The following is a 21,271-nucleotide window of genomic DNA, read 5'->3' as shown; positions in this document are numbered from 1 at the left end:
CCTTGGGAGGATCAGGTGAATTTACGCCGAGGAGTTAGGAAGCGGATCTGTCACAATCTACCGCATCGCAACAGAGGTCACGAACATGTGAGCGGCGCCCGAAACAGGAAAAAGGTGGCACACGCCGCCTTTTTCATTCGCCGGCTCAATAGCCGTTATCACAGGGCATGCTGCCGGGACCGATCGATCCCGAAAACGTAGGGTTGCACATTGTCGGAGCCGCCGGCCTGTTCACCGGCTGGCGGACGATGGAGCCGGTGGCGCCGGCCTCGACACCGAAAGCGGCAAGCGGATACCAGTAGCCATCGGAATGACGGCGGGTGCCGGGACGCTCCGTTCGAAAGCCTCGATAGCCATGCCAGAAACCCGGACGCGGCTTATATTGCACTGTTTTTACGTAGGAAACATTGGGCGGCCGAACCGTTTGAACGGGAGTGGCCTCAGCTCGGCCGATCGGCGCGAGGGCGAGAAGGGCACTGAGCGCGGTGGCGGAACGGACAATATTGAACATCTTCATGATAAACCCTCCTTCGTGGATTTATCCCGGCAAAATGCCTTTCCCAGCTGCGCGGTTCCGCACGCACGCGCAGCTTCCAAAACTCGTGATTGCAGGCGATTCCGCGTGAGATTTTCGCGAGAAAACGTGAAAAGCCGCGACGGCAAGAATGGCGCGAAGGGGCGCTGGCCAAGAATGCGAATTCTCTGTTCTCAATTCGCATATAACGCCCGATAACCCTGGGCGGACAGGCAAGCGACATATTGGCGATGGGCGGCGCCGCGCGCCGTCGTTTCCGCTTCCAGCGCATCGGCCTCGGCATAGCCGGTCAGCTGCGCGCGCAGATCGTACTGCTTCTTCGCCTCGTCATACATAGCGTTGCCGTCGGTTACGCAAAGGCTGTGCGCAACGGACGGCGGATTGACCGGCACGCCGATGGGTAAAAGCACGGGCGCATTCGCATGGTCGACGCAGCCGGCAAGGGCGGCCATCGTCGCCGCCGCGCCCAAAGCCCGAAAAGTTCCCATCGCCATGCATTCCCCCGGCTGAAGCGCCTCAAACATCGTCAAACTCGCGGATACACGAGCAAGGTTGCGCGAAACTAGGCATGCCGGCAGCAGGCAACCACGCCACCAGCTCCTGGTTTGATCATCTTGCGGACTCATGAGGTACTCCTCACCAAGATCTATATAGCACTGCGGAATCCCGAAATTGGTTGGGGCATTGAAATCATTGCCTATTCCCGCGCCTCGACTTCTCACGAGGCGCGGCGAATTTCGGGATCCCGAAGCGGGGGAATTTCGGATTCCCGAAGTGGCGTTTTTTTCTTCCTGCCGACCCGCCCGCGTTTGTCTGCGGCAAGCTTGCGGTCCATCTCCGACCACTTGCGGCACCTCTCCGCCTGGCATCGCTGCCAATCGTTCGTTGGCGGCGCGCCTTCGTGGTCGCCGACAAAAGTCAGCGTGAACAGGTTGGGATGCGCGACACCGCTGCCCGCCCGGCCGCGGCGAACTTTGATGAGGCCCTTATATTCCAGCTCATCGAGGGCATCGGCCACATATTCACCGGTCACGCCGTAAGAGACGAACTGCGCGTGCGTCACGACTAGCTTGCCATTTTCCAGGGCGGCATGCGCGGTGTGCTCGATGATGATGCGGAAGAAGGCGCGGCTGGCATTCGCACTCAGCGACGTGAACGCCGCCGATTCCAGCAGCTGAATCGTCAGCCATTGCCAGCGAAGGCTGCTGTCGTTGCTCCCGCTTGGCGGCGCGGTATGTTTGCGCACAAGCGATCGCGTCTTGCCGGCACTGGTTCGGCTCTTGTCGCGAGGATTGAATTCCGCCATCAGCCCCTCGCCTCGGCTGCCGGCACGTCCTTCCCAGAAACGACAGAAGAACGCATTTTTTCAGGCGTGCGGAGGGAAAGACCCACCCAAGCACCCACATCACCAATCACTGCAAAATTCTTCGACATTCAACATTCCATGGTTGCAACGGTGAGCAATCTAGCGTAAGAACGTTTCATGAACTAGGAAAATAATCTTAGGCGATTTTGATATCACCGACGACGGGTAATTGCGGGGAAGGCCAGAATGCGAAAGAGCGGCATGAGGGAGAAGGGCTCGATGGTCTACGGCCAGCGGCTGATGGCATTGATTTCAATCTTGCTGGGAAGCGCCGTCCAGGCTTTTCCCTGCGATCAGCCAATCATGATATCGAATTGGTCGCTCTGTGCGATCGCCAATGTGAGCGACGAGGGTGGGCAGGCTGATTGGAAAGCCGTGCCTGCATGGACTCGTCAGAAAGCCATAAGCGCGTATTTCGGAAACGAGCCGCGGCTGCTAGCAAACCACGGACTCTGCAACGCCAAGTTTCAACGCGTCGTGCTCTGCCTGCCGGGATGGGACATGGGCGACCCGGATGAGTGCTCCTATCTGATTTGCAGCGGCTATTACTCATCCATGTCCGGGAAGAAAGACCGGGAAGACTTTGAGAAAGAGTTCAACTAGGCGATCTTTCGATACTTTTCGCTTTCCTGCATTGGGATTGAGAATCAAGCGGCGAAAAGAAGCGACTGCCGGAAAATAGGCGAGCCGAATATACCGGTGTTTCACGAGGCAGCTCACTGCTCGATAAAACATCGCGTTCAGGCGGCCACCTCGCCACGCCGAATGAATTGCCTTATGTGAGCAGGCGGCAGAGAATACGCAGTGGAGATCCTGCAAGCATGCAAACCCTATGGAAGAAGCCGGTGACGCTGGCCCTTGAAGGTCCGGATCAGTGGGTGGTTATCCAGACGACCCAGGCCGCCACATGGGCCCTGATCGAAGACTGGCCCACCGAGGAGGGCCCTGCGCTCGACAGAGCGTGTGCGGTTTGCGCCGATGTCATATCTGGGAAACGGAGCCGGGAAGAGGCGCGGCAGGCGTTCATTGAGGCTGCGATCGAAGCCGGGATTCCTATCAAGGAATGAGCGGCCGCCCCAGCTATTGTGCATGCCTCCAAGCGGGGAAGCGAGGAGCGAAGCGCTGATTGGGGCGGCAGCGATGTCCGACGCCTATAACTTTGCTGATGCATGTGGGAAAGAATGGCGCACCCGAAGAGATTCGAACTCCTGACCCCCAGATTCGTAGTCTGGTGCTCTATCCAGCTGAGCTACGGGTGCGTGGCAGAAGCGGCGGTGCCGCTTGCGTGGGCGATCCTCTAAAGGGTCCTTTCGGACATTGCAAGAGCATTTCTGAAAAAATCACGTCTTTGCCTGGTTGCGGCCGCGCCGGCTGAAATTCCGTCACTTCTCGCCGTGCGTCCGGTTGCGGTAATCGTCCAGCGAAACCGGGCGATCGGGAATCTCAATGCGGAACTGGGTGCCTACCGTCGGCTTTTCCACCAGTGCGATCGTGCCGCCATGGGCGAGCACCAGTTCACGGGCGATGGTCAGGCCGAGGCCGGTGCCGCCGGAGCGGGCCGAGCCGCGAAAGGCGGCAAAGAGGTTCTGGCGCGCCTTCAGCGGCATGCCGGGGCCGGTATCGTCCACAGTGATGCTGACGACGCTGCCGACACGCTGGGCGGAGACGGTGATGCGCCTGATAGCGCCGGGGCCGCCCTCGCCCGGCGAAGTCAGCGCCTGCAGGGCGTTGCGGCAGAGATTGTGAATAACCCGGAAAAGCTGCTCGCCGTCGGCATCGACTTCGAGATCGGCAGCGAACTGTTCGACAAACTCGATGCCGCTGTGCGGATCGATCGCCAGCATATCCTTGACTTCCTGAGTCAGTCCCAGCAGCCGAACATGGCGGCGGCGGGGCGCCGATTCGCTCGCCTTGCCGTAAGACAGCACCTCCGTCGTATAACCGACCGCGCGGTCGATGGTGCGCAGCAGCTTCGGCGCGAAGCTCTTGACCATCGGATCGTCGACATCGACGAGCCGGTCCGACATCAGCTGCGCGGAAGCCAGGATATTGCGCATGTCGTGATTGATCTTGGAAACGGCGAGGCCAAGAGCGGCAAGATTCTTCTGCTGCTTCAGCGTCTTCTGCAGCTCCATCTGCATCGAGGTGAGATTGCGGCCGGCCACCGCCAGCTCGTCACGGCCGCCGTCACCGATATAGATATGGGCCGGGTTCTCGGGATCGGAAGAGAATTGCTGCATGCTGCCGGTCAGCCGGCGAATCGGGCCGATCAGAATACGGTTGATCGCAAAGAAGATCAGCGTCGCCGTGAACAGCGAGATCAGTACCGAAAGCAGCAGCACGTTGCGGGAATAGGCGAACATCGCCGTGCGCAGCGGCCGATCCTTCATCACAACCTCGACGCCGACCTTGTTTTCACCGACCGGGCCGTAGACGCGGATCATCCTGCTGCCGCCGAAAATCAAGGTGTCGAGAGCGTCGCGGATCGCCGTCAGCGGCGGCACGTCGGTGAGGTCGTAGGATTCGTCGACGGAGGTCGGCATGTCGGTCGTCGCCAGCAGCCGCGACGTGCCTTCCTTGCGCAGCACGATCGCCTTGGTGCCGGTCGCTTCCAGCGTCTCCTTCTGCAGGGCGCGCGGCAGCTCGATCGGCTGCAGCCCGTCGATGACGATGGCGGCGGCGGCGGCCGTGTTCAGCCTGTCCTGCAGCCAGCGCATCCGCATGCTGGCGACCGAGGGAAAGAAAATCAGGATCTCGGCGAGCATGATGAAGACGACGGTGAGCCAGAGCAGCTTGCCCGAAAGCCCGCCGAACAAGCCGGACGGGCACCGCCCCTTGGCAGCCTCGCCGGCCGCCGGGATGTCAGCCGAAGGATCTTTGCCCTGGTCTCGAACCGGCATGGTCATCTCGCCCGATCGGCAGCGCTCGCCGCCCTCACCGTTGGGTTCATATATTAGACCAAGATGCTCCGCTTTCAAATCTTTGCGAGCAGCGTCACCTCGTCACAACAAAACGTGCGGAGTGAAGCCCCCTCCCCAACCCCTCCCTACAAGGGGAGGGACTAATTTGCGGCACCCGCGCAGCAAATAGCAGCCTTTCCGCGGATGAATCGGCGAAGTGGGAGGCGCCGGTGCTACAGGTTAAGCCCCTCCCCCTTGTGGGGAGGGTTTTGGGCGGGGTCGTTGCCCGGCGCGGACCGGGCAGAACTAACGCCGCCCGGAGGCGGCGTTAAAGGGCGCCTGATCAGTGGCGATCAGAACTCTTCCCAGCTCTGCTCGGCTGCGGCCGCATTGCCGCCGCCGAAGGCGCGGGTGACCTTGGCGATCGCCCGGCGGGCGGGCGAGGCGACCGGCTGCCTGTGCGGCTCGTTGCGCACAAGCGCCACGGGCGCCACCGCATCCGAAAGCTTGAATCGGGCGATGAGATGCACCAGCCCGTTGGCTTCGGCCGAGAGCCGGTGCGTGGCGGCGGAGGTTTCCTCCACCATCGCGGCATTCTGCTGGGTCACCTGATCCATCTGGTTGACGGCGGTGTTGACCTCCTTGAGGCCGGTCGACTGTTCGACTGCGGCCGTGGCGATCGAATGGATATGGTCGTTGATGGCGATGACGCGGGTGCCGATTTCCGACAACGCCTCACCGGTCGCCTGGACGAGCTTGACGCCGACCTGGACCTCGTCACCCGACTTGGTGATCAGCGCCTTGATGTCCTTGGCGGCCGTCGCCGAACGCTGGGCGAGTTCACGCACCTCCTGCGCGACCACCGCGAAGCCCTTGCCGGCCTCGCCGGCGCGGGCGGCTTCGACGCCGGCGTTCAGCGCCAGGAGGTTGGTCTGGAAGGCTATCTCATCGATGACGTTGATGATCTGGCTGATTTCGCGCGAGGCCTGTTCGATGCGGCCCATGGCCTCGACGGCGTTGCGGACGACGACGCCGGAGCGGCCGGCATTTTCCTTGGCTTCGGACACCATGACGGTTGCTTCATGCGCCCGCTCGGTGGAGTTCTGGACGACGGCGGTGATCTCGTCGAGCGCCGCCGAGGTTTGTTCGAGCGCTGCCGCCTGCTGCTCCGTGCGCTTCGACAGGTCGTCGCTGGCATTGCGCAGCTCTGATGTGTTGCCGTTCATCGCTTCCGTCGTCTCGCGCACTTCGCGCATCGTCGCCTGCAGCGTTACGAAGCTGCTGTTGACGTTCTGCTGCAGCTCGGCGAAGGCGCCCTGGAAATTGCCGTTCATCGTCTGGGTCAGGTCGCCTTCGGCAAGGCTTGCGATGACGCGGCGGGTCTCACCGATGCCGGCATCGACGCTCGACAGCAACGTGTTGATATTGCCGGCGAACTGATTGAGGTTTTCGTCCTGATAGTCCTTGTCGATGCGATGGCTGAAATCGCCAGCCGCAGCCGCGGCCACGACGACGGACATGCTCGACTGCAGGTCGTCGCTCTTGGCGCGCATCGCCGCCTCCTGGGCGTTCAGCCGCTTGACGGCAAGGCCGTTCTCCTTGAAGACCGCCACCGCGGCGGCCATCTCGCCGATTTCGTCCCTGCGGCTGGCAAAGGGGACTTCGGCGTCGAAATTGCCGCTGGCGACCTCCTTGATCGCGTGGGTGACACGCTTGATCGGGCGGCTCAGATGGCTGGTGCCGATATAGAAGCCCATGCCGATCCCGACCGCGATGCCGATCCCGGTAATGCTGAGCACGAGCATCAAGACCCAGGAGCGGAAGCTTTCGATCTCGGCGTTGACAGCTTCGAGCGCTGCCTTGTCGGTGGCGACGACCGCGTCGATTTCCGCCTGGAAGGCCTTGCGATTGGCGCGATTGGCTTCGTTGTTGCCCTGCTGGCTGGCGGCCTCGGGCCCGACTTCCGTGCCGAGGCGGGCCGTTTCCGTGCGGAAGGTGCGGAATTCGGCGGCGCGGGAGACAAGCTTGGCGAAGTCGGCCTTCTCGTTTTCAGGAACGAGCGGCGCCCAGCCGGCAATGACCTTGTCGATCTCATCCAGGGCGGCTGTAAGACCCTTGGCGAAATTCGGCGTATCCTTGATCGTCTTGGCGGCATAGATGCCGCGCGATTCCATAACGACCGCGGTGACGAAACGGTTGAGGCGCTCACCGGCATAGGCGCGGGCGGCGGCCTGCTCGTAGGCCGTGAGGTTGTGGCTGTATTCGCGCATGGCCGACAATGCCGTTGCGCCGATCAGAAGCGCCACCGCGCCCATCACCAAAACCAGCAAATTAATTTTCCCGCGGATCTTCAATGCAGTGCCTCCTAGCTACCCAAACTGCCTGGAAAGCAAATTCCCAGCCGGTGATCCGACTATCGGCGAAATTCCTTAAAGTTGGATTTCTAATATTTACGATTATGACCACTAAGAAATAGCCATGCCGGCGTCCGTCCGAGGCGCAAGTCGCTGAAAATCAGAGCTTTTCATCCCGGCGGCGACAAAGTACAACCTCCTGGAGCAAAGCGGGCACGTTAACACTTGTGTGCGAAAATCGCGCGCCGGTCAGCATTGCCAGTGAATTGATCTGGTATAATTGACTTTGGCGGCCTTCATCCGTATAAGCCGCCGCACGTCCGGTCACCTAAGGCCTTCATGGCCCGCCCGTTCGAAAAACAACGCTCCTTGCATCATGCAAATTCAAGAAGGGCCGCACTCCGCGGTGTTTAAATAAATGAAGCGTACCTACCAACCATCCAAGCTTGTTCGCAAGCGTCGCCACGGCTTCCGTGCGCGCATGTCCACGAAGGGTGGCCGCAAGGTCATCGCTGCCCGCCGCGCGCAGGGCCGCAAGCGTCTCTCGGCTTAAGGCCGGGTTGCCCGATAAGAGATGGCGGGCGAAGTGACGACCAGTGAGAAGAAACACGCTGTCGGGCGGCTGAAGAGCCGCCCGCAGTTTCTTGCCGTGCGCGAGGGCGAAAAACGCCGGGGAGGACTCTTCCTTCTCGAAATCCTCGACCGGAAGGAGCCCGACAGCCAGGCGCGTGTCGGTTTTACAGTCACCAAAAAACATGGCAACGCTGTCGAGCGGAACCGCATGCGCCGCCGCCTGAAAGAGGCGGTGCGGCTTCATGCGGGGTTTGCAATGCAGCCCGGACACGACTATGTGGTTGTCGCGCGCAGGGACGTGCTTGACGCGTCCTTCCAGGAATTGGCCGCGGAATTGATATCCCGCGTGGAAACCAGGCCGAAACACCGGCGCCCCGGAGACGGACGCCCCAGGAACCTATGATGGAAAACAACCGCAATTATTTCATTGCGATCGCTCTCTCGGTGCTGATCGTCCTCGGCTGGCAGTTTCTCTATATGAATCCGCGCATCGAAGCCCAGCGCAAGACGCAGGAAGCCCAGAAGGCGCAACAGCAGACCGAGCAGACGCAGCAGCCCGCGGCAGGCGGCCAGGCGCCTGCCCAGACGACCGGCGCGGCCCCGTCCGGCCAGGCGGCCGCGACGGCGACCCGCGAGCAGGCGCTCGAAAAGACTCCGCGCATCGCCATCGATACTGCTGCGCTTTCCGGCTCGATCAACCTTGCCGGCGCCCGGCTCGACGACCTGAAGCTCAAGGGCTATCACGAGACCGTCGACGACTCGAGCCCGACCATCACGCTGTTCAGCCCGGCGGAAACCAAGGATGGTTACTTCACCGAGCTCGGCTATATAGGCAGCGACGCGACCGGTGCGGTTCCCGGCCCCTCGACGCTGTGGACGGCGCCTGAAGGCGCCAAGCTCACCGAGAAGACGCCGGTGACGCTTTCCTATACCAATGACAAGGGCCTGACCTTCACCCGCACGATTTCCGTCGACGAGCGCTACATGTTTACCGTCGCCGACAAGGTTCAGAATTCGGGCCAGGCTCCTGCCTCGCTTTCCTCCTACGGCCGCGTGACCCGTTACAACAAGCCGACGACCCCCTCCGTCTACGTGCTGCACGAAGGTTTTATCGGCGTCATCGGCGACGACGGCCTGATCGAAACCAAATATAGCGCCGTCGAGAAGGAAGCCGTGGCCCCGGCAAAATCCACCGGCGGCTGGCTCGGCATCACCGACAAATACTGGGCGGCGACGATCGTTCCGCCGCAGACGTCAGCCTATGAGGCGCACTTCTCGTATTTTTCCGACGGTCAGCCGCGCTATCAGGCCGACTATAAGGACGATGCCTTCACCGTTGCGCCTGGCCAGTCGGTCGAGCTCAAGAACCTCGTCTTTGCCGGCGCCAAGGAAGTGCCCGTCATCGACGGCTACGAGGCCTCCTATTCGATCCCGAAGTTTGACCGGCTGATCGACTGGGGCTGGTTCTATTTCATCACCAAGCCGATGTTCAAGCTGATGGATTTCTTCTATCGCTTCTTCGGCAATTTCGGCGTGGCGATCCTCTGCACCACGATCGTCGTCAAGGCGCTGTTCTTCCCGCTCGCCAGCAAGCAGTACGCCTCGATGGCGAACATGAAGCGCATGCAGCCGAAGATGGAGGAGCTGAAGGCGAAATTCGGCGACGACCGCATGGCGCTGCAGCAGGCGACGATGCAGCTCTACAAGGACGAGAAGATCAACCCAATCGCCGGCTGCTGGCCGGTGGCGCTGCAGATCCCGATCTTTTTCTCGCTCTACAAGGTGATCTACATCACCATCGAGATGCGGCACGCGCCTTTCTTCGGCTGGATCAAGGACCTTTCAGCACCCGATCCGACGACGATCGTCAATCTGTTCGGCCTGCTGCCCTTCGAAGCGCCGACCTTCCTGCATCTTGGCGTCTGGCCGCTGATCATGGGCGTCACCATGTTCCTGCAGATGCGCATGAACCCGACGCCGCCCGATCCGACGCAGGCGATGATCTTCAACTGGATGCCGCTGGTGTTCATGTTCATGCTGGCAAGCTTCCCGGCCGGCCTCGTCATCTATTGGGCCTGGAACAACACGCTTTCGGTGATCCAGCAGTCGGTGATCATGAAGCGCCACGGCGTGAAGATCGAACTCTTCGACAATCTGAAGGGTCTGTTCCGACGAAAGACGGCGCCGTCGAAATGATGCCCACAAGCCCCGCTCCGGCGGGGCTTTTCATTTCCGGGCGGCCCGCGAAGCAAAGCGCGGTCGCCTCAAAGCTTGACATCCGCCCCTAAAACCACGAAGCCGACTGAAGACCGAACCCGGAGATTGCCGAGCCCGCATGCCCGAAACCGAAAAGCCGCTCTTCGGCCACCCATGGATCTTCATCCGCGGCGTCCCGTCGCTCAACTTCCTGCCGCCGGAAGGACCGCCTGAAGTCGCCTTCGCCGGCCGCTCAAATGTCGGCAAGTCGTCGTTGATCAATGCGCTGGTCGGCCAGAAGGGCCTGGCGCGCACGTCGAACACGCCGGGGCGCACCCAGGAGCTCAACTATTTCGTTCCCGACGGTTATTCCGGCGAAGCGGGCGACCTGCCGCCGACGGCGATCGTCGACATGCCGGGATACGGCTATGCGCAGGCGCCGAAGGAGCAGGTCGACAAGTGGACCAAGCTCGTCTTCGATTACCTGCGCGGCCGCGCGACGCTGAAGCGCGTCTACGTGCTGATCGACAGCCGCCACGGCATCAAGAAGAACGACGAGGAGGTGCTTGATCTGCTCGACAAAGCGGCCGTCTCCTACCAGCTGGTGCTGACCAAGACCGACAAGATCAAGGCGCCGGCCGTGCCGAAGCTGCTGGCCGACACGGCGGAGAAGATCCGCAAGCGTCCGGCCGCCTATCCCTATCTGCTGTCCACCTCCTCCGAAAAGGGCGACGGGCTCGACGACCTGCGCCAGGCGATCGCCGAAACGGTCGGCATTGCAACCTGGAAATAAAAGGGGCGCCCCGAAGAGCGCCCCTTCCTGTCGATACCGGTGGTCTTACATCTTCGGCAGCAGCACTTTGTCGACGACGTGAATGACGCCGTTCGACTGCTTGACGTCGGCGATGGTCACATGGGCAATGCCGCCGTTTTCGTCGGTCAGCGTGATCTTGCCCATGCTCTCCCTGGCTTTGATCGCGCAGCCGCCGACGGTCTTGATGTCGTGCTCGCCGCCATCATCCTTGATCATCTTGGCAACGGTTTTGGCCATAGCGTCCGCAGCCACCAGGTGGCAGGTCAGAACCTTGGTCAGCGTCGCCTTGTTTTCCGGCTTCAGCAACGTATCGACGGTGCCCTTGGGCAGGGCGGCGAAGGCCTCGTTGGTCGGTGCAAAGACCGTAAAAGGCCCTTTGCTCTCAAGCGTGCCGACGAGACCGGCGGCCTTGACGGCGGCGACCAGGGTCGTGTGATCCTTGGAATTCATGGCGTTCTCGATGATGTTCTTGTTGTCGAACATCGCAGCGCCGCCGACGACCGGGTTCTTCGCCGCAGCAAAGGCGACAGCGGACAGGGCGGTGGCAAGCGCAAAGCCGCGCAATAAGGACTTGATCATGATCTTCTCCTCTGGCCGGATAGTCTTCGCCGGCATCATGCCTGAGCGTCGTCCGGGCAATGCCAACTACGAAGGGATGCGCCGAAGAGTTTCAGAGGAGAGAAATTGATTATGGCCGGCGTACGGTGCCGCTCGCAATCACCGGACCGGTCACCTGTCCGCTCGGCGAGCCGCCAAAAGGCTCGAGGCTGACGGCAAGCGTTGCGCCAGCGGCGACATTGTTGCGCAGATCGGCGGGAATGACGAGTTCGCCGCTTTCGCCGGGCTGGAAGATGCCGAGCGATTTCGGGGCGCCGCTGCCCGGCACCAGCCAGAGTTCCAGCGATTTCTCCTCCGGCCTGCCGGCCGCGACCGGCACGATCTTCAGCCGGCCGCTCTGGATTTCGTAGGAAGCGTGGAGATTGATCGCGTTGTTTTGACCCGCAAGTTCGGCCACCAGCGGTGTCGGCCCCTGCGGCTGCGGCACGAGGCCGGAGGCGAAGATGACGGCACTGACGGCGACGACGATGCAGGCGAACGCCAGTGAGCGCCAGAAGACCGCCGAATTCCACAGCCCCTGCGAAAAGGATGCGGGCTTTCCGGCATCGCCGAACAACCGAGACTCGATCTGCTTGAAGGTTTCCCGACTCGGCGCGACGCCGTCATATTCGTCGTTGAATGCGGAGAGGTTGGTTTCCCAACGGCTGACGATCGCAGCAAAGGTGCGGTCGCGGCGCATGCGCTCTTCCACCACCCGGCGATCCTGCAGCGACAGGACGCCCAACACATATTCACCGGCGAGGACCTCGTCGCGGGAGCGATTTCCCTTACTTTTGTCGGGCGATGTCATCGTTCCATGCACTCTCTCAGTTTCAAGAGCTGCGCCTGAGCCAGGTCCGCATCGTGTCCAGCGGAACGCCGAACTGAGCCGCCAGTTCCTGATAGCTCAGCCCTTCGACATAAGCCCGTTTCACGGCGACCGCACGATCAGCTTCCAACTCTTCCATGCAGGTGTCAATCCGCCTTCCTTCATCCTTCGTCACCGTCTGTCTTTCCAGGTCGGGTTCGGAATCGACAAGATCATAAAGGCGGTCGAGTTCGTCGGGCTTGCGGGCGCGCCGCCGCATATCGATCGACCGGTTGCGGGCAATCGCGACCAGCCATGCCGAGGGCGCACCCGACGCTGCCTGGAAACTCCAGGCCCGTTGCCAGATGCTGACATAGACTTCCTGCGGGGCCTCCTCGGCCTCCGTGCGATCCATCAGGATAGGCATGCAGACTGCGAAAAGTTTCGGTGCGGTCTGGCTGTAGAGGGCACCGAAGGCCAGGCGATCGCCAAGCGCGACGCGACCGATCAGGTCCTTGATCTCATCGCCTTGCATGCCGTTCCTTCATATCGTGCTTGCGCTCAGCCGGGGGCTCGAACTCGTCCGCCTCCGTGCCAATACGAAAAACTATTGCGGTCTGGATTATTCCCTCTGTCAGAAACTTGCGATAAAAGGCCGCGATCAATTCTGCGGGGTTCCCATGAACGAAACCGAAAGCGAACTTCAGGCACGGCTTCTGGCGAAGGCGCTGCCCTTCATGCAGCGTTACGAAAACAAGACGATCGTGGTGAAGTACGGCGGCCACGCGATGGGCAATCCCGAGCTCGGCAAGGCCTTTGCCAGCGACATCGCGCTTTTGAAGCAGTCGGGCGTCAACCCGATCGTCGTTCACGGCGGCGGCCCGCAGATCGGCGCCATGCTCACCAAGATGGGCATCGAATCGAAATTCGAAGGCGGGCTTCGCGTCACCGACCAGAAGACGGTCGAGATCGTCGAGATGGTGCTCGCCGGCTCGATCAATAAAGAGATCGTCGCGCTGATCAACCAGACCGGCGAATGGGCGATCGGCCTTTGCGGCAAGGACGGCAACATGGTCTTCGCCGAAAAGGCGCGCAAGACCATCAAAGATCCGGATTCCAACATCGAGCGGGTGCTTGATCTCGGCTTCGTCGGCGAAGTGGTCGAAGTCGACCGCACGCTGCTCGATCTGCTCGCCCGCTCCGAGATGATTCCGGTCATCGCGCCCGTGGCGCCGGGCCGCGACGGCGCGACCTACAATATCAACGCCGACACTTTCGCCGGCGCCATCGCCGGCGCGCTGAACGCCACCCGCCTGCTGTTTTTGACCGACGTTCCAGGCGTGCTCGACAAGAAGGGGCAACTGATCAAGGAGCTTTCCGTCGCCGAAGCGCATGGGCTGATCGCCGACGGCACGATCTCGGGCGGCATGATCCCCAAGGTCGAGACCTGCATCGATGCGATCAAAGCCGGCGTGCAGGGCGTCGTCATCCTCAACGGCAAGACCGCTCATTCCGTCCTGCTCGAGATCTTCACCGAGCACGGCATCGGAACGCTGATCGTTCCCTGATCGAGGACTGCGCCCCTCATCACACGAGGGGCGCATCTTCCTCACGCCGGCGCACCGCCCGCCCAACTCTTTCCTGCTCCCGCGCCCCATTGTCCCACGATTACGCCGGCATGGGATTCGCCCGCCGCTCAAGGCAAATCCTTCGCGCGAGCGCGCGCCTGGCTTTCCTTTTTGATCGGCCGGCCGATCGGGCAGACCTCCTGCACGAAGCCGTTGAGCGTGTTGACGAGATTGTTCTCGATCAGGGAATAGTGAACGAACTGGCCCCGTTTCTCCCGTCGGATCAGCCCCGCAGTTTCGAGGACGGAAAGATGCTGCGAAACGGCCGGCTTGGACATGCTGAAGCGGTCGGCTATCTCCCCGGCGGTCAGGCCCGATGCGGAGAGATAGGCGAGGATTTTTCGCCGTGGCGCGCTGGAAAGCGCATGGAATACCCGTTGCGCGGCGCCGACAGAGCTGCCTTCTGCAAGGTCATCGAAAGTCTCGTCTACCAAATCCGGTCTCCGTGGCGCGGCATCATCTCATCGATGCGCCACAAATTAAGCAATTAGCTTATTGCTTAATTATTTTTTCTGACGCAAGGTAATTAGGCAATTTCTTAATTAATGAACGGGCGGGCGATGTTCAAGCGGAGAATGCGCCCGATCGGAAGGAGTTTGCATGAGCAGTATTTCCACCGGACGCATGATCGATAACAACAGCGATCCGGCGAAGGGCAGAGTGGTCTGGGTGCCAGCAAAGTCGATCTGGATCACCGCCATGAGCCTGACCGCCATAATTGGCGGGCCGGCGACCTTCACCTGGGGCGCATTTGCCGTCTTTATCCTCGCGACCGCCATCACGATCTGCCTCGGACATTCGGTCGGCATGCACCGGCTCCTGATCCACAGCTCCTTCCGCACCCCTCTCTGGATCGAGTATTTTCTCGTCTATCTCGGTACACTGGTCGGCATGGCCGGCCCCTGCGGCATGATTTACGCGCATGACATTCGCGACTGGGCGCAGCGGCAGCGAAACTGCCATGACCTGTATGCCCACCGACGGCCTTTCCTGGTCGACGCCTTCTGGCAGATGCATTGCGTCATGAGGCTCGCCCATCCGCCGCGTTTCGAGATTGAAGAGCGCGTGCGGCACGATCGCTTCTACCGCTTCCTGGAGGCGACATGGATGGCGCAGCAGCTTCCCCTGGCGCTCGCGCTTTTCGCGCTCGGCGGGCTGCCGTGGCTGGTCTGGGGGACTGCGGTGCGGATATCGGTATCGCTGATCGGGCACTGGCTGGTCGGCCATTTCGCCCATCGTGGCGGCCATCAGGGCTGGAGCGTCGATCATGTCGCAGTGCAGGGCTACAACCTGCCGCGTTTCGGGCTCGTAACCTTCGGCGAAAGCTTCCACGGCAATCACCACGCTTTTCCGCAATCGGCCAGACTCGGCATCGAACGGGGCCAGTTGGACCTCGGCTGGTGTTTCATCCGGCTGCTGGAAAGGCTCGGTCTGGCGTCGGCGATCAAGCTCCCACACATGATCACGCCGCGGGAAGGGCTGCGACGTGTCGGATTATCCGCAGATGCCGGTGCCCCGTTGTCCTGTGGCACGGCGTTGGGCGGGTGCGCTGGTGGGCGGGTGGATGCAAGGAGCGGCGTTGGAGCGTGTCCTTCGAGGCTCCGGCCCTCGGCCTGCGCACTTCAGGATGAGGGAGGTTGGTGGATGCCGCGCCCATGAAAGAGATTGCCGGATGCCGCGTCCATGAGATGCATGCCGCGCCGGAATAGGGGTGTTGGAAGATTCCGTGGTTGTCGATCTTCGCGCGGATCCATCGCCCCCAAGTGACGAATCCTTCCGAGAGGTCGCAAATCGTACAATGAAGCCTTGGCAAGATTTCGAATCGTGCTTTAGGTTGCGCCCCGAAAACTCAACGGGTCGAGCAAAAGATGCGCCTTACAGACTGCTATAATTTTCACGATTTCCGGCGCATGGCCAAACAGCGTCTTCCCGGGCCGATCTTCGACTATATCGATGGTGCCGCCGATGACGAGGTGACGTATCGGCGCAATACCGCGGCTTTCGAAAATTGCGATCTGGTGCCCGATGTTCTCAAAGGGGTGGCCGAGGTCGATATGTCGGTGACGGTCATGGGGCAGAAGCTCGCCATGCCGGTCTATTGCTCGCCGACGGCGCTGCAGCGGCTGTTTCACCACCAGGGCGAACGGGCAGTCGCGGCGGCAGCGGCGAAATACGGCACGATGTTCGGCGTCTCCTCGCTCGGCACGATCAGCCTGGAGGAGGCCAGGCAGATCAGCGACGGGCCGCAGGTCTATCAGTTCTATTTCCACAAGGATCGCGGGCTGAACCACGAAATGATGGCGCGGGCGAAAACGGCGGGCGTGCAGGCGATGATGCTGACGGTCGACAGCATCACCGGCGGCAATCGCGAGCGCGACAAGCGCACCGGCTTTGCCATTCCCTTCAAGCTCAATCTCGCCGGCATGATGCAGTTTGCGATCAAGCCCTCCTGGGCGATCGGCTGGATGACGCACGAGGCTTTCCGGCTGCCGCAGCTCGAAAACCACGTCAAGATGGACGGCGGTGCGCTGTCTATCAGCCGCTACTTCACCGAAATGCTCGACCCCTCGATGTCGTGGAACGACGTGGCCGAGATGGTGCAGGCCTGGGGCGGGCAATTTTGCCTGAAGGGCATCATGTCGGTGGAGGACGCCAAGCGCGCGGTCGAGATCGGCTGCACCGGCATCGTGCTGTCCAACCATGGCGGCCGCCAGCTCGATGGCTCGCGCAGCGCTTTCGACCAGCTGGCCGAGATCGTCGATGCCGTCGGCGATCGGATCGACGTGATGATAGATGGCGGCGTGCAGCGGGGAACGCATGTTCTTAAAGCGCTGTCGCTCGGGGCTAAGGCCGTCGGGCTCGGCCGCTACTATCTCTTCCCGCTGGCCGCGGCCGGACAGCCCGGCGTCGAACGGGCGTTGGAGACGATGCGCACCGAAATCGAGCGCGACATGAAGCTGATGGGCTGCACCTCGGTCGACCAGCTGACGCGGCGCAATCTGCGCTTCCGCTCCTGAGCGGAACAGTCACTCCGGGCCGCAGCCTTTCCTCAGGATGCGGCCCTCGCATGTATTGGCCTCAGAGCAGGCTATAGATCGCCGCAGCCTCCTGCCTCAGCTTTTCCATCATCGAACGGTAAGGCCCCGGCCCATAGCTGATGCGGCCAACCCCGAGCTTCGCCAGGGTTTTAACGTCAGGCGCGCCTGCCCGCATCATGACGTTCACCGGCAGCGACGAAGCCGCGCAGATCTTTTCGATCAAGGCGGGATCGATCAGGCCGGGCACGAAGAAGCCGTTGCCGCCGGCCGCCGCATAGGCCCTGCCCCGCTCGATCGCCTCGTCCACCAGACCGGCATGTTTCGAAAGGTCGCTCTCGGCGAGGAAGAGGTCGGTGCGGGCATTGATGAAGAAAGGCATGTCTTTGCCGTCGGCCATGGCGCGAATGGCGCGGATGCGGGCTGCCTGGCTGTCGACCGGATAAAGCGCGTCGCCGGCGACCACCCGATCTTCGAAATTGATGCCGATGGCGCCGACATCCACGAGCTTGGCGACATTGGCGGCCGCCCCCTGAGGCTCTGGCGAATAGGCACCTTCGAAATCGACCGAGAGCGGCAGGTCGACAGCAGCGGTGATGGATTTCGCCGTCTCCACAAGCACCGGCATCGGCAGCTTTTCGCCATCGGCAAAGCCGTGGGCGGCGGCAACCGACCAGCTTCCCGTTGCAAGCGCCTTGGCGCCGGCATCGGCGACGGCCTTTGCCGTGCCCGCATCCCAAATATTGTAGAGCACGATCGGATCGCCCTTCCGGTGAAGCGCGGCGAATGCCTTGGCCTTTTCAGTCTGGTTCATGCTGTCTCCTCCATCCTTGTTTGCGTACTGATCTTCTCTTCATGCCGCAGCAGCCACTGCTTGCGCCAGAGCCCGCCGCCGTAACCGGTCAGCGAGCCATCGGCGCCGAGGATACGATGACAGGGCACGATGATGGCAAGCTGGATGGCGCCATTGGCGCGGCCGACCGCACGCACGACTTCCGGCCTCTCCATCTCCCTGGCGAGATCGCCATAGGCGCGCGTCTGCCCGATCGGGATCTCCATCAGCCTTGCCCAGACATGCTTTTCGAAGGGCGTGCCGCCAAGCGCCAGCGGCGTCCTGAAAACGGTCAGCCGGCCTTCGAAGTAGTCGCGGATCTCCGCCTCGATCTGATCGATCGCCGGGGTGCGGCCAATCGCGACGGAGGAGCGGACGCGATTCTGCAGTGCTTCGAGTTCGCTCAGCAGCGCCTTGCGATCGTGAAATTCGAGAAGATGCAGATGTGTCTGATCGCCGACCGCGATCATCGGTCCGAGCGGCGTATCGAACCAATCGGCAAAGAGCAGCTCGCGGTTCTGCGAGAGCGCCGGCGCCTTGCCGACGAGCCGCTGGTATGCCGCCCGGAAACCGCTCGGAGAACCGTATCCGGCGTCGAGCTGCGCATCGATGACGCGCGCGCCGTCGGCGAGCTGCCGGGCCGCTTCGCCGAGCCTGATATAACGGACGATGTCATGGAAGGTCATGCCGAGCGCCCGCTTGAAGGCGCGCCGCACGGTCGAAGGATCATGGCCGCGGCGCACGAGCTCCTCCTCGGTCCAGCGAACCTCCGGCTCTCCGTCGAGTGCGGCAAGCAACAGATCGACGACCGGCTCCCTGCCCGGCTGCTCCAGCGGCCTGCAGCGCCGGCAAGGGCGGAACCCGGAATGCATGCAGGCGGCGATTGTCTCGAAGAACAGCGTATTTTCCCGCTTCGGCTTACGCGCCGGACAGGTCAGACGGCAGAAGATGCCTGTCGTCTTGACGCAGACATAGGCCTGGCCTTCATAATCGGCGCTGCGCGCGATCAGGGCATCATAGAGCGTATCATCGTCGGGACGTTCGAAAAGCATGTGCGCTTTCTAACATCCAACGCCGGCCACGTCCGCCGAAAATCGGGCGTCTATTTTTTCTTGTCGATTTCCTTGGACGAGCAGCCATGCCATAAGACCGCCATGACCAAGATCGACCGTACGCCTGAAAAAGCCGATTTCGAACACGTGACAGACTGGGTGTTCGATCTCGACAACACGCTCTATCCGCATCACATCAATCTTTTCGCGCAGATCGACAAGAACATGACCGCCTATGTCGCGGCGCTGTTACAGATGGAGCGGGAAGAAGCGCGCAAGCTGCAGAAGCAGTATTATCTCGACCACGGCACGACGCTGCAGGGCCTGATGATCCATCACGGCATCGACCCGAACGATTTCCTCGAAAAGGCGCATGCGATCGATTATTCGGCGCTGGCGCCGCAGCCGGAACTCGGCGAAGCGATCAAGGCGTTGCCGGGGCGCAAGTTCATTTTCACCAACGGCAGCGTCAAACATGCAGAGATGACCGCCGGAGCGCTGGGCATTCTCGAGCATTTCGACGATATTTTCGACATCGTCGCCGCCGATTACGTGCCGAAGCCGGCGCAGGCGACCTACGACAAGTTTGCGGCGCTGAAGCGGGTCGAAACGAACAAGGCGGCGATGTTCGAGGATCTGCCGCGCAATCTGACGGTGCCGAAGGCGCTCGGCATGCAAACCGTGCTGCTGGTGCCGCGCAATCTGGAAGAGACCGTCGTGGAATGGTGGGAAAAGACCAGCGGTGACGAGGATCACATCGATTTCGTCACCGACGACCTCGTTGCATTTCTCGGCAAGGTGACCAGATCCGGCGGCTGACGGCTGAGCCTTTGCGGGTTACCAAAGTTTCACCCAGCTTACCGATGTTTAACTGGGTCTTTGAGGGCCGCTGCCGTAGCTTCTTTCGTGAGGGGACACCTTACGAAAGGGAAACACGATGTACCGCAACAAGCTGATACTGGCAGCGCTCTCCTCCGTCCTAATCTTCGGCGCTGCAGCCGGGGCAAGCTTTGCCGCACCGGGCGACGGGCCGCGCCCGCGCCCGCATCATGCCGGCATGGACCGTCCGGGCCGCGACGCCTTCCTTGAAATCACCTATGTCCGCATGCTCAAGGAGTTCGACGCCAATAAGGACGGGAAGGTCTCCAAGGAGGAAGCGACCAGCGGCCTCGACAAGATCTTCGCCGCCATCGACACCAACAATGACGGGTCGCTGACGCCCGGCGAAATCCGCCAGTACCGGCAGACGCAGCTGCAGGCGATGAGAGATCAGCACAAGCAGGAGGCTGGCAACGAAAGGGACGCGAACGCCGCGCCCGACATGCCGGACAGCGAATCCGGGCGGCCGCCGCGCGACGGTCATGATGGTCATCGCTGGATGCGTCATGGCGGCAACATCACGCGCGCCTCGATGATCATGCATCGGATCGACGCCGACGAGAACGGCCAGATTTCCAAACAGGAGGCCGTGGCCGCCTTCGACAAGCTGTTTACACGCATGGACCGCAATAAGGATGGCGTCATCTCGATCGACGACATGCCGGATCGGCCGCTGCTGTAAGGGCGGACGAACCCTTGCCTCCGATCTTTCCCCGCTCCGGCGGGGAAAGATCCCTCCCGCTGGGCTGAAGGCGGCCCCTACTCCCGATGCTCGTAAAAATCCTGGACGATCTTCCACGCGGCGTCGGCCGTGTCGACGAAGCTGATCAGCTTGACGTCATCGGGCGCGATCGTGCCGAATTCGGCCAAGGCCTCGAAATTGATGATGCGGCGCCAGAAGGCCTCGCCGAAAAGGATCAGCGGCAGACGTTCCATGCGGCCGGTCTGGATCAACGTCAGGCATTCGAAGAATTCATCGAGCGTTCCGAAGCCGCCGGGAAAAACCGCGATCGCCTTGGCGCGCACCATGAAATGCATCTTGCGAATGGCGAAATAGTGGAAGTTGAAGCTGAGCTCCGGCGTCACATAGGTGTTCGGAGCCTGTTCGTGCGGCAGCACGATGTTGAGACCGATCGACGGCGCGCCCTCATCGGCTGCGCCGCGATTGCCAGCCTCCATGACGCCGGGGCCGCCGCCGGTGACGATGACATATTCCTGAAAGTCGAAGCCCGCCGAATATTTCGAGCAGAGACGGGCAAATTTGCGCGCCTCGTCATAATAGACGGAGGCGGCCTCCAGGTTGGCGCGCTGGATCTCGTTGCGCGCCGCCCAGGCACTTTGGCCGGGAGCGGGAATGCGGGCGCCGCCGAACATGACGACGGTCGAGCGGATGCCGCGTTCGGTCAGCATCATCTCGGTCTTCAAGAGTTCCAGCTGCAGGCGGATCGGCCGCAACTCCTCGCGGCAGAGGAAATCCTCGTCGACATAGGCCAGGCGATAGGCCGGCGACAACGTCTGCGGCGTCTTCGGCACGGCTTCGGCGCGCTGCCTGTCGGTCGAGCTGCTCTTCAACGGGTCCCATACGCCATCCTTGCGCCGCGAACCGCCGTTTCGTCCCTTCGCCATGTCGAAATGCCTTTCAGTATTGCCGGCCGTGAGACCGGATATGTCGCTATAACGCCTTGAATCCAGGTATGATCTT

23 protein-coding genes, 1 tRNA gene and 1 pseudogene are annotated in these 21,271 nt (G+C 61.7%); 11 read left to right on the top strand and 14 right to left on the bottom strand.

Features of this window, described 5'->3' with window-relative positions; all coding sequences use genetic code 11:
- Positions 1 to 145 precede the first annotated feature (145 nt).
- From QWJ46_RS12205 to QWJ46_RS12190, 4 genes are all read right to left on the bottom strand, one after another.
- Positions 146 to 517: a cell surface protein gene (locus tag QWJ46_RS12205; RefSeq protein ID WP_302751325.1), complete on the bottom strand. Its 372-nt coding sequence runs from the start codon at positions 515 to 517 to the stop codon at positions 146 to 148.
- 191 nt (positions 518 to 708) lie between these two features.
- Entirely contained in the window at positions 709 to 1,029 is a 321-nt protein-coding gene (locus QWJ46_RS12200; RefSeq protein WP_302751324.1) for a hypothetical protein, read from the bottom strand.
- Positions 1,030 to 1,253: 224 nt separating this feature from the next.
- On the bottom strand, positions 1,254 to 1,841 hold the full coding sequence (locus QWJ46_RS12195) for a hypothetical protein (protein WP_302751323.1): 588 nt from the start codon (positions 1,839 to 1,841) through the stop codon (positions 1,254 to 1,256).
- Positions 1,841 to 1,969, bottom strand: coding sequence for a hypothetical protein (locus QWJ46_RS12190; protein WP_281413919.1), 129 nt, complete (start codon positions 1,967 to 1,969; stop codon positions 1,841 to 1,843). Before QWJ46_RS12190 ends, QWJ46_RS12195 begins: the two co-directional genes overlap by 1 nt.
- 118 nt (positions 1,970 to 2,087) lie before the next feature.
- Here QWJ46_RS12190 and QWJ46_RS12185 point away from each other — a divergent pair, with 118 nt between their 5' ends.
- The gene (locus QWJ46_RS12185) at positions 2,088 to 2,504 is read left to right on the top strand and encodes a hypothetical protein (protein ID WP_302751322.1); all 417 of its coding nucleotides are present in this window, start codon (positions 2,088 to 2,090) and stop codon (positions 2,502 to 2,504) included.
- Positions 2,505 to 2,722: 218 nt separating this feature from the next.
- Positions 2,723 to 2,968 (top strand): DUF982 domain-containing protein, encoded by a 246-nt coding sequence (locus tag QWJ46_RS12180; RefSeq protein WP_064707810.1) that lies wholly within the window; start codon positions 2,723 to 2,725, stop codon positions 2,966 to 2,968.
- Positions 2,969 to 3,083: 115 nt separating this feature from the next.
- Here the strand turns inward: QWJ46_RS12180 and QWJ46_RS12175 are convergent.
- From QWJ46_RS12175 to QWJ46_RS12165, 3 genes are all read right to left on the bottom strand, one after another.
- Positions 3,084 to 3,160, bottom strand: a tRNA-Arg gene (locus QWJ46_RS12175).
- Between the two features lie 123 nt (positions 3,161 to 3,283).
- Entirely contained in the window at positions 3,284 to 4,801 is a 1,518-nt protein-coding gene (locus tag QWJ46_RS12170) for an ATP-binding protein (protein WP_302751321.1), read from the bottom strand.
- A gap of 353 nt (positions 4,802 to 5,154) precedes the next feature.
- Complete coding sequence (locus tag QWJ46_RS12165; protein WP_302751320.1) at positions 5,155 to 7,155, bottom strand: methyl-accepting chemotaxis protein; 2,001 nt, start codon at positions 7,153 to 7,155, stop codon at positions 5,155 to 5,157.
- Between the two features lie 418 nt (positions 7,156 to 7,573).
- Between QWJ46_RS12165 and rpmH the strand changes: the two genes are divergently transcribed.
- The 4 genes from rpmH (at position 7,574) to yihA (ending at position 10,717) form a co-directional block, all read left to right on the top strand.
- Positions 7,574 to 7,708 (top strand): 50S ribosomal protein L34, encoded by a 135-nt coding sequence (gene rpmH, locus QWJ46_RS12160; protein ID WP_008524438.1) that lies wholly within the window; start codon positions 7,574 to 7,576, stop codon positions 7,706 to 7,708.
- A 21-nt stretch (positions 7,709 to 7,729) separates the two neighbouring features.
- Positions 7,730 to 8,131: a ribonuclease P protein component gene (gene rnpA / locus QWJ46_RS12155; RefSeq protein ID WP_302751319.1), complete on the top strand. Its 402-nt coding sequence runs from the start codon at positions 7,730 to 7,732 to the stop codon at positions 8,129 to 8,131.
- The gene (gene yidC / locus QWJ46_RS12150; RefSeq protein ID WP_184458220.1) at positions 8,131 to 9,924 is read left to right on the top strand and encodes a membrane protein insertase YidC; all 1,794 of its coding nucleotides are present in this window, start codon (positions 8,131 to 8,133) and stop codon (positions 9,922 to 9,924) included. The genes rnpA and yidC overlap by 1 nt, the downstream gene beginning before the upstream one ends.
- Positions 9,925 to 10,063: 139 nt before the next feature.
- A complete protein-coding gene (yihA, locus tag QWJ46_RS12145) occupies positions 10,064 to 10,717 on the top strand; it encodes a ribosome biogenesis GTP-binding protein YihA/YsxC (RefSeq protein WP_184458181.1) in 654 nt (217 codons plus the stop codon).
- Between the two features lie 45 nt (positions 10,718 to 10,762).
- Here the strand turns inward: yihA and QWJ46_RS12140 are convergent, their stop codons facing one another.
- The 3 genes and pseudogenes from QWJ46_RS12140 to QWJ46_RS12130 all read right to left on the bottom strand — a co-directional run bounded on the left by QWJ46_RS12140 (position 10,763) and on the right by QWJ46_RS12130 (position 12,678).
- Positions 10,763 to 11,317, bottom strand: a complete 555-nt coding sequence (locus QWJ46_RS12140; RefSeq protein ID WP_302751318.1) for a fasciclin domain-containing protein — start codon at positions 11,315 to 11,317, stop codon at positions 10,763 to 10,765.
- A 109-nt stretch (positions 11,318 to 11,426) separates the two neighbouring features.
- Positions 11,427 to 12,146 (bottom strand): anti-sigma factor, encoded by a 720-nt coding sequence (locus QWJ46_RS12135; protein ID WP_302751317.1) that lies wholly within the window; start codon positions 12,144 to 12,146, stop codon positions 11,427 to 11,429.
- Positions 12,143 to 12,678: pseudogene (locus tag QWJ46_RS12130) on the bottom strand (sigma-70 family RNA polymerase sigma factor). The gene QWJ46_RS12135 and the pseudogene QWJ46_RS12130 overlap by 4 nt, the downstream one beginning before the upstream one ends.
- 145 nt (positions 12,679 to 12,823) lie before the next feature.
- On the opposite strand from QWJ46_RS12130, the gene argB reads away from it, so the two are divergent.
- Positions 12,824 to 13,711: an acetylglutamate kinase gene (gene argB, locus QWJ46_RS12125; RefSeq protein ID WP_184458175.1), complete on the top strand. Its 888-nt coding sequence runs from the start codon at positions 12,824 to 12,826 to the stop codon at positions 13,709 to 13,711.
- Positions 13,712 to 13,839: 128 nt separating this feature from the next.
- Here argB and QWJ46_RS12120 read toward each other — a convergent pair whose 3' ends face one another.
- Complete coding sequence (locus tag QWJ46_RS12120; RefSeq protein ID WP_184458173.1) at positions 13,840 to 14,205, bottom strand: metalloregulator ArsR/SmtB family transcription factor; 366 nt, start codon at positions 14,203 to 14,205, stop codon at positions 13,840 to 13,842.
- 166 nt (positions 14,206 to 14,371) lie between these two features.
- On the opposite strand from QWJ46_RS12120, the gene QWJ46_RS12115 reads away from it, so the two are divergent.
- Positions 14,372 to 15,430 carry an acyl-CoA desaturase gene (locus QWJ46_RS12115; protein WP_302751316.1) on the top strand — a complete coding sequence of 353 codons (1,059 nt, stop codon included), beginning with the start codon at positions 14,372 to 14,374 and terminating at the stop codon, positions 15,428 to 15,430.
- Positions 15,431 to 15,639: 209 nt separating this feature from the next.
- Positions 15,640 to 16,788 carry an alpha-hydroxy acid oxidase gene (locus tag QWJ46_RS12110; protein ID WP_302751315.1) on the top strand — a complete coding sequence of 383 codons (1,149 nt, stop codon included), beginning with the start codon at positions 15,640 to 15,642 and terminating at the stop codon, positions 16,786 to 16,788.
- 61 nt (positions 16,789 to 16,849) lie between these two features.
- Here the strand turns inward: QWJ46_RS12110 and QWJ46_RS12105 are convergent, their stop codons facing one another.
- Entirely contained in the window at positions 16,850 to 17,620 is a 771-nt protein-coding gene (locus QWJ46_RS12105; RefSeq protein WP_302751314.1) for an isocitrate lyase/phosphoenolpyruvate mutase family protein, read from the bottom strand.
- Positions 17,617 to 18,690 (bottom strand): bifunctional transcriptional activator/DNA repair enzyme AdaA, encoded by a 1,074-nt coding sequence (locus tag QWJ46_RS12100; RefSeq protein ID WP_302751312.1) that lies wholly within the window; start codon positions 18,688 to 18,690, stop codon positions 17,617 to 17,619. Before QWJ46_RS12100 ends, QWJ46_RS12105 begins: the two co-directional genes overlap by 4 nt.
- A 102-nt stretch (positions 18,691 to 18,792) precedes the next feature.
- Here QWJ46_RS12100 and QWJ46_RS12095 point away from each other — a divergent pair, with 102 nt between their 5' ends.
- Both QWJ46_RS12095 and QWJ46_RS12090 read left to right on the top strand, forming a co-directional pair.
- Positions 18,793 to 19,509, top strand: coding sequence for a pyrimidine 5'-nucleotidase (locus QWJ46_RS12095; RefSeq protein WP_302751311.1), 717 nt, complete (start codon positions 18,793 to 18,795; stop codon positions 19,507 to 19,509).
- A gap of 118 nt (positions 19,510 to 19,627) precedes the next feature.
- Positions 19,628 to 20,251: an EF-hand domain-containing protein gene (locus QWJ46_RS12090; protein WP_302751310.1), complete on the top strand. Its 624-nt coding sequence runs from the start codon at positions 19,628 to 19,630 to the stop codon at positions 20,249 to 20,251.
- A gap of 77 nt (positions 20,252 to 20,328) precedes the next feature.
- Here the strand turns inward: QWJ46_RS12090 and QWJ46_RS12085 are convergent, their stop codons facing one another.
- On the bottom strand, positions 20,329 to 21,195 hold the full coding sequence (locus QWJ46_RS12085) for an LOG family protein (RefSeq protein ID WP_184458161.1): 867 nt from the start codon (positions 21,193 to 21,195) through the stop codon (positions 20,329 to 20,331).
- Positions 21,196 to 21,271 lie beyond the last annotated feature (76 nt).

It is taken from the genome of Rhizobium sp. CBN3 (assembly GCF_030518245.1).
GTDB lineage: Bacteria > Pseudomonadota > Alphaproteobacteria > Rhizobiales > Rhizobiaceae > Rhizobium > Rhizobium aethiopicum_A.
Note: the sequence above shows the minus strand (reverse complement) of the source record. Positions and strands in the feature narration are given on the sequence as shown.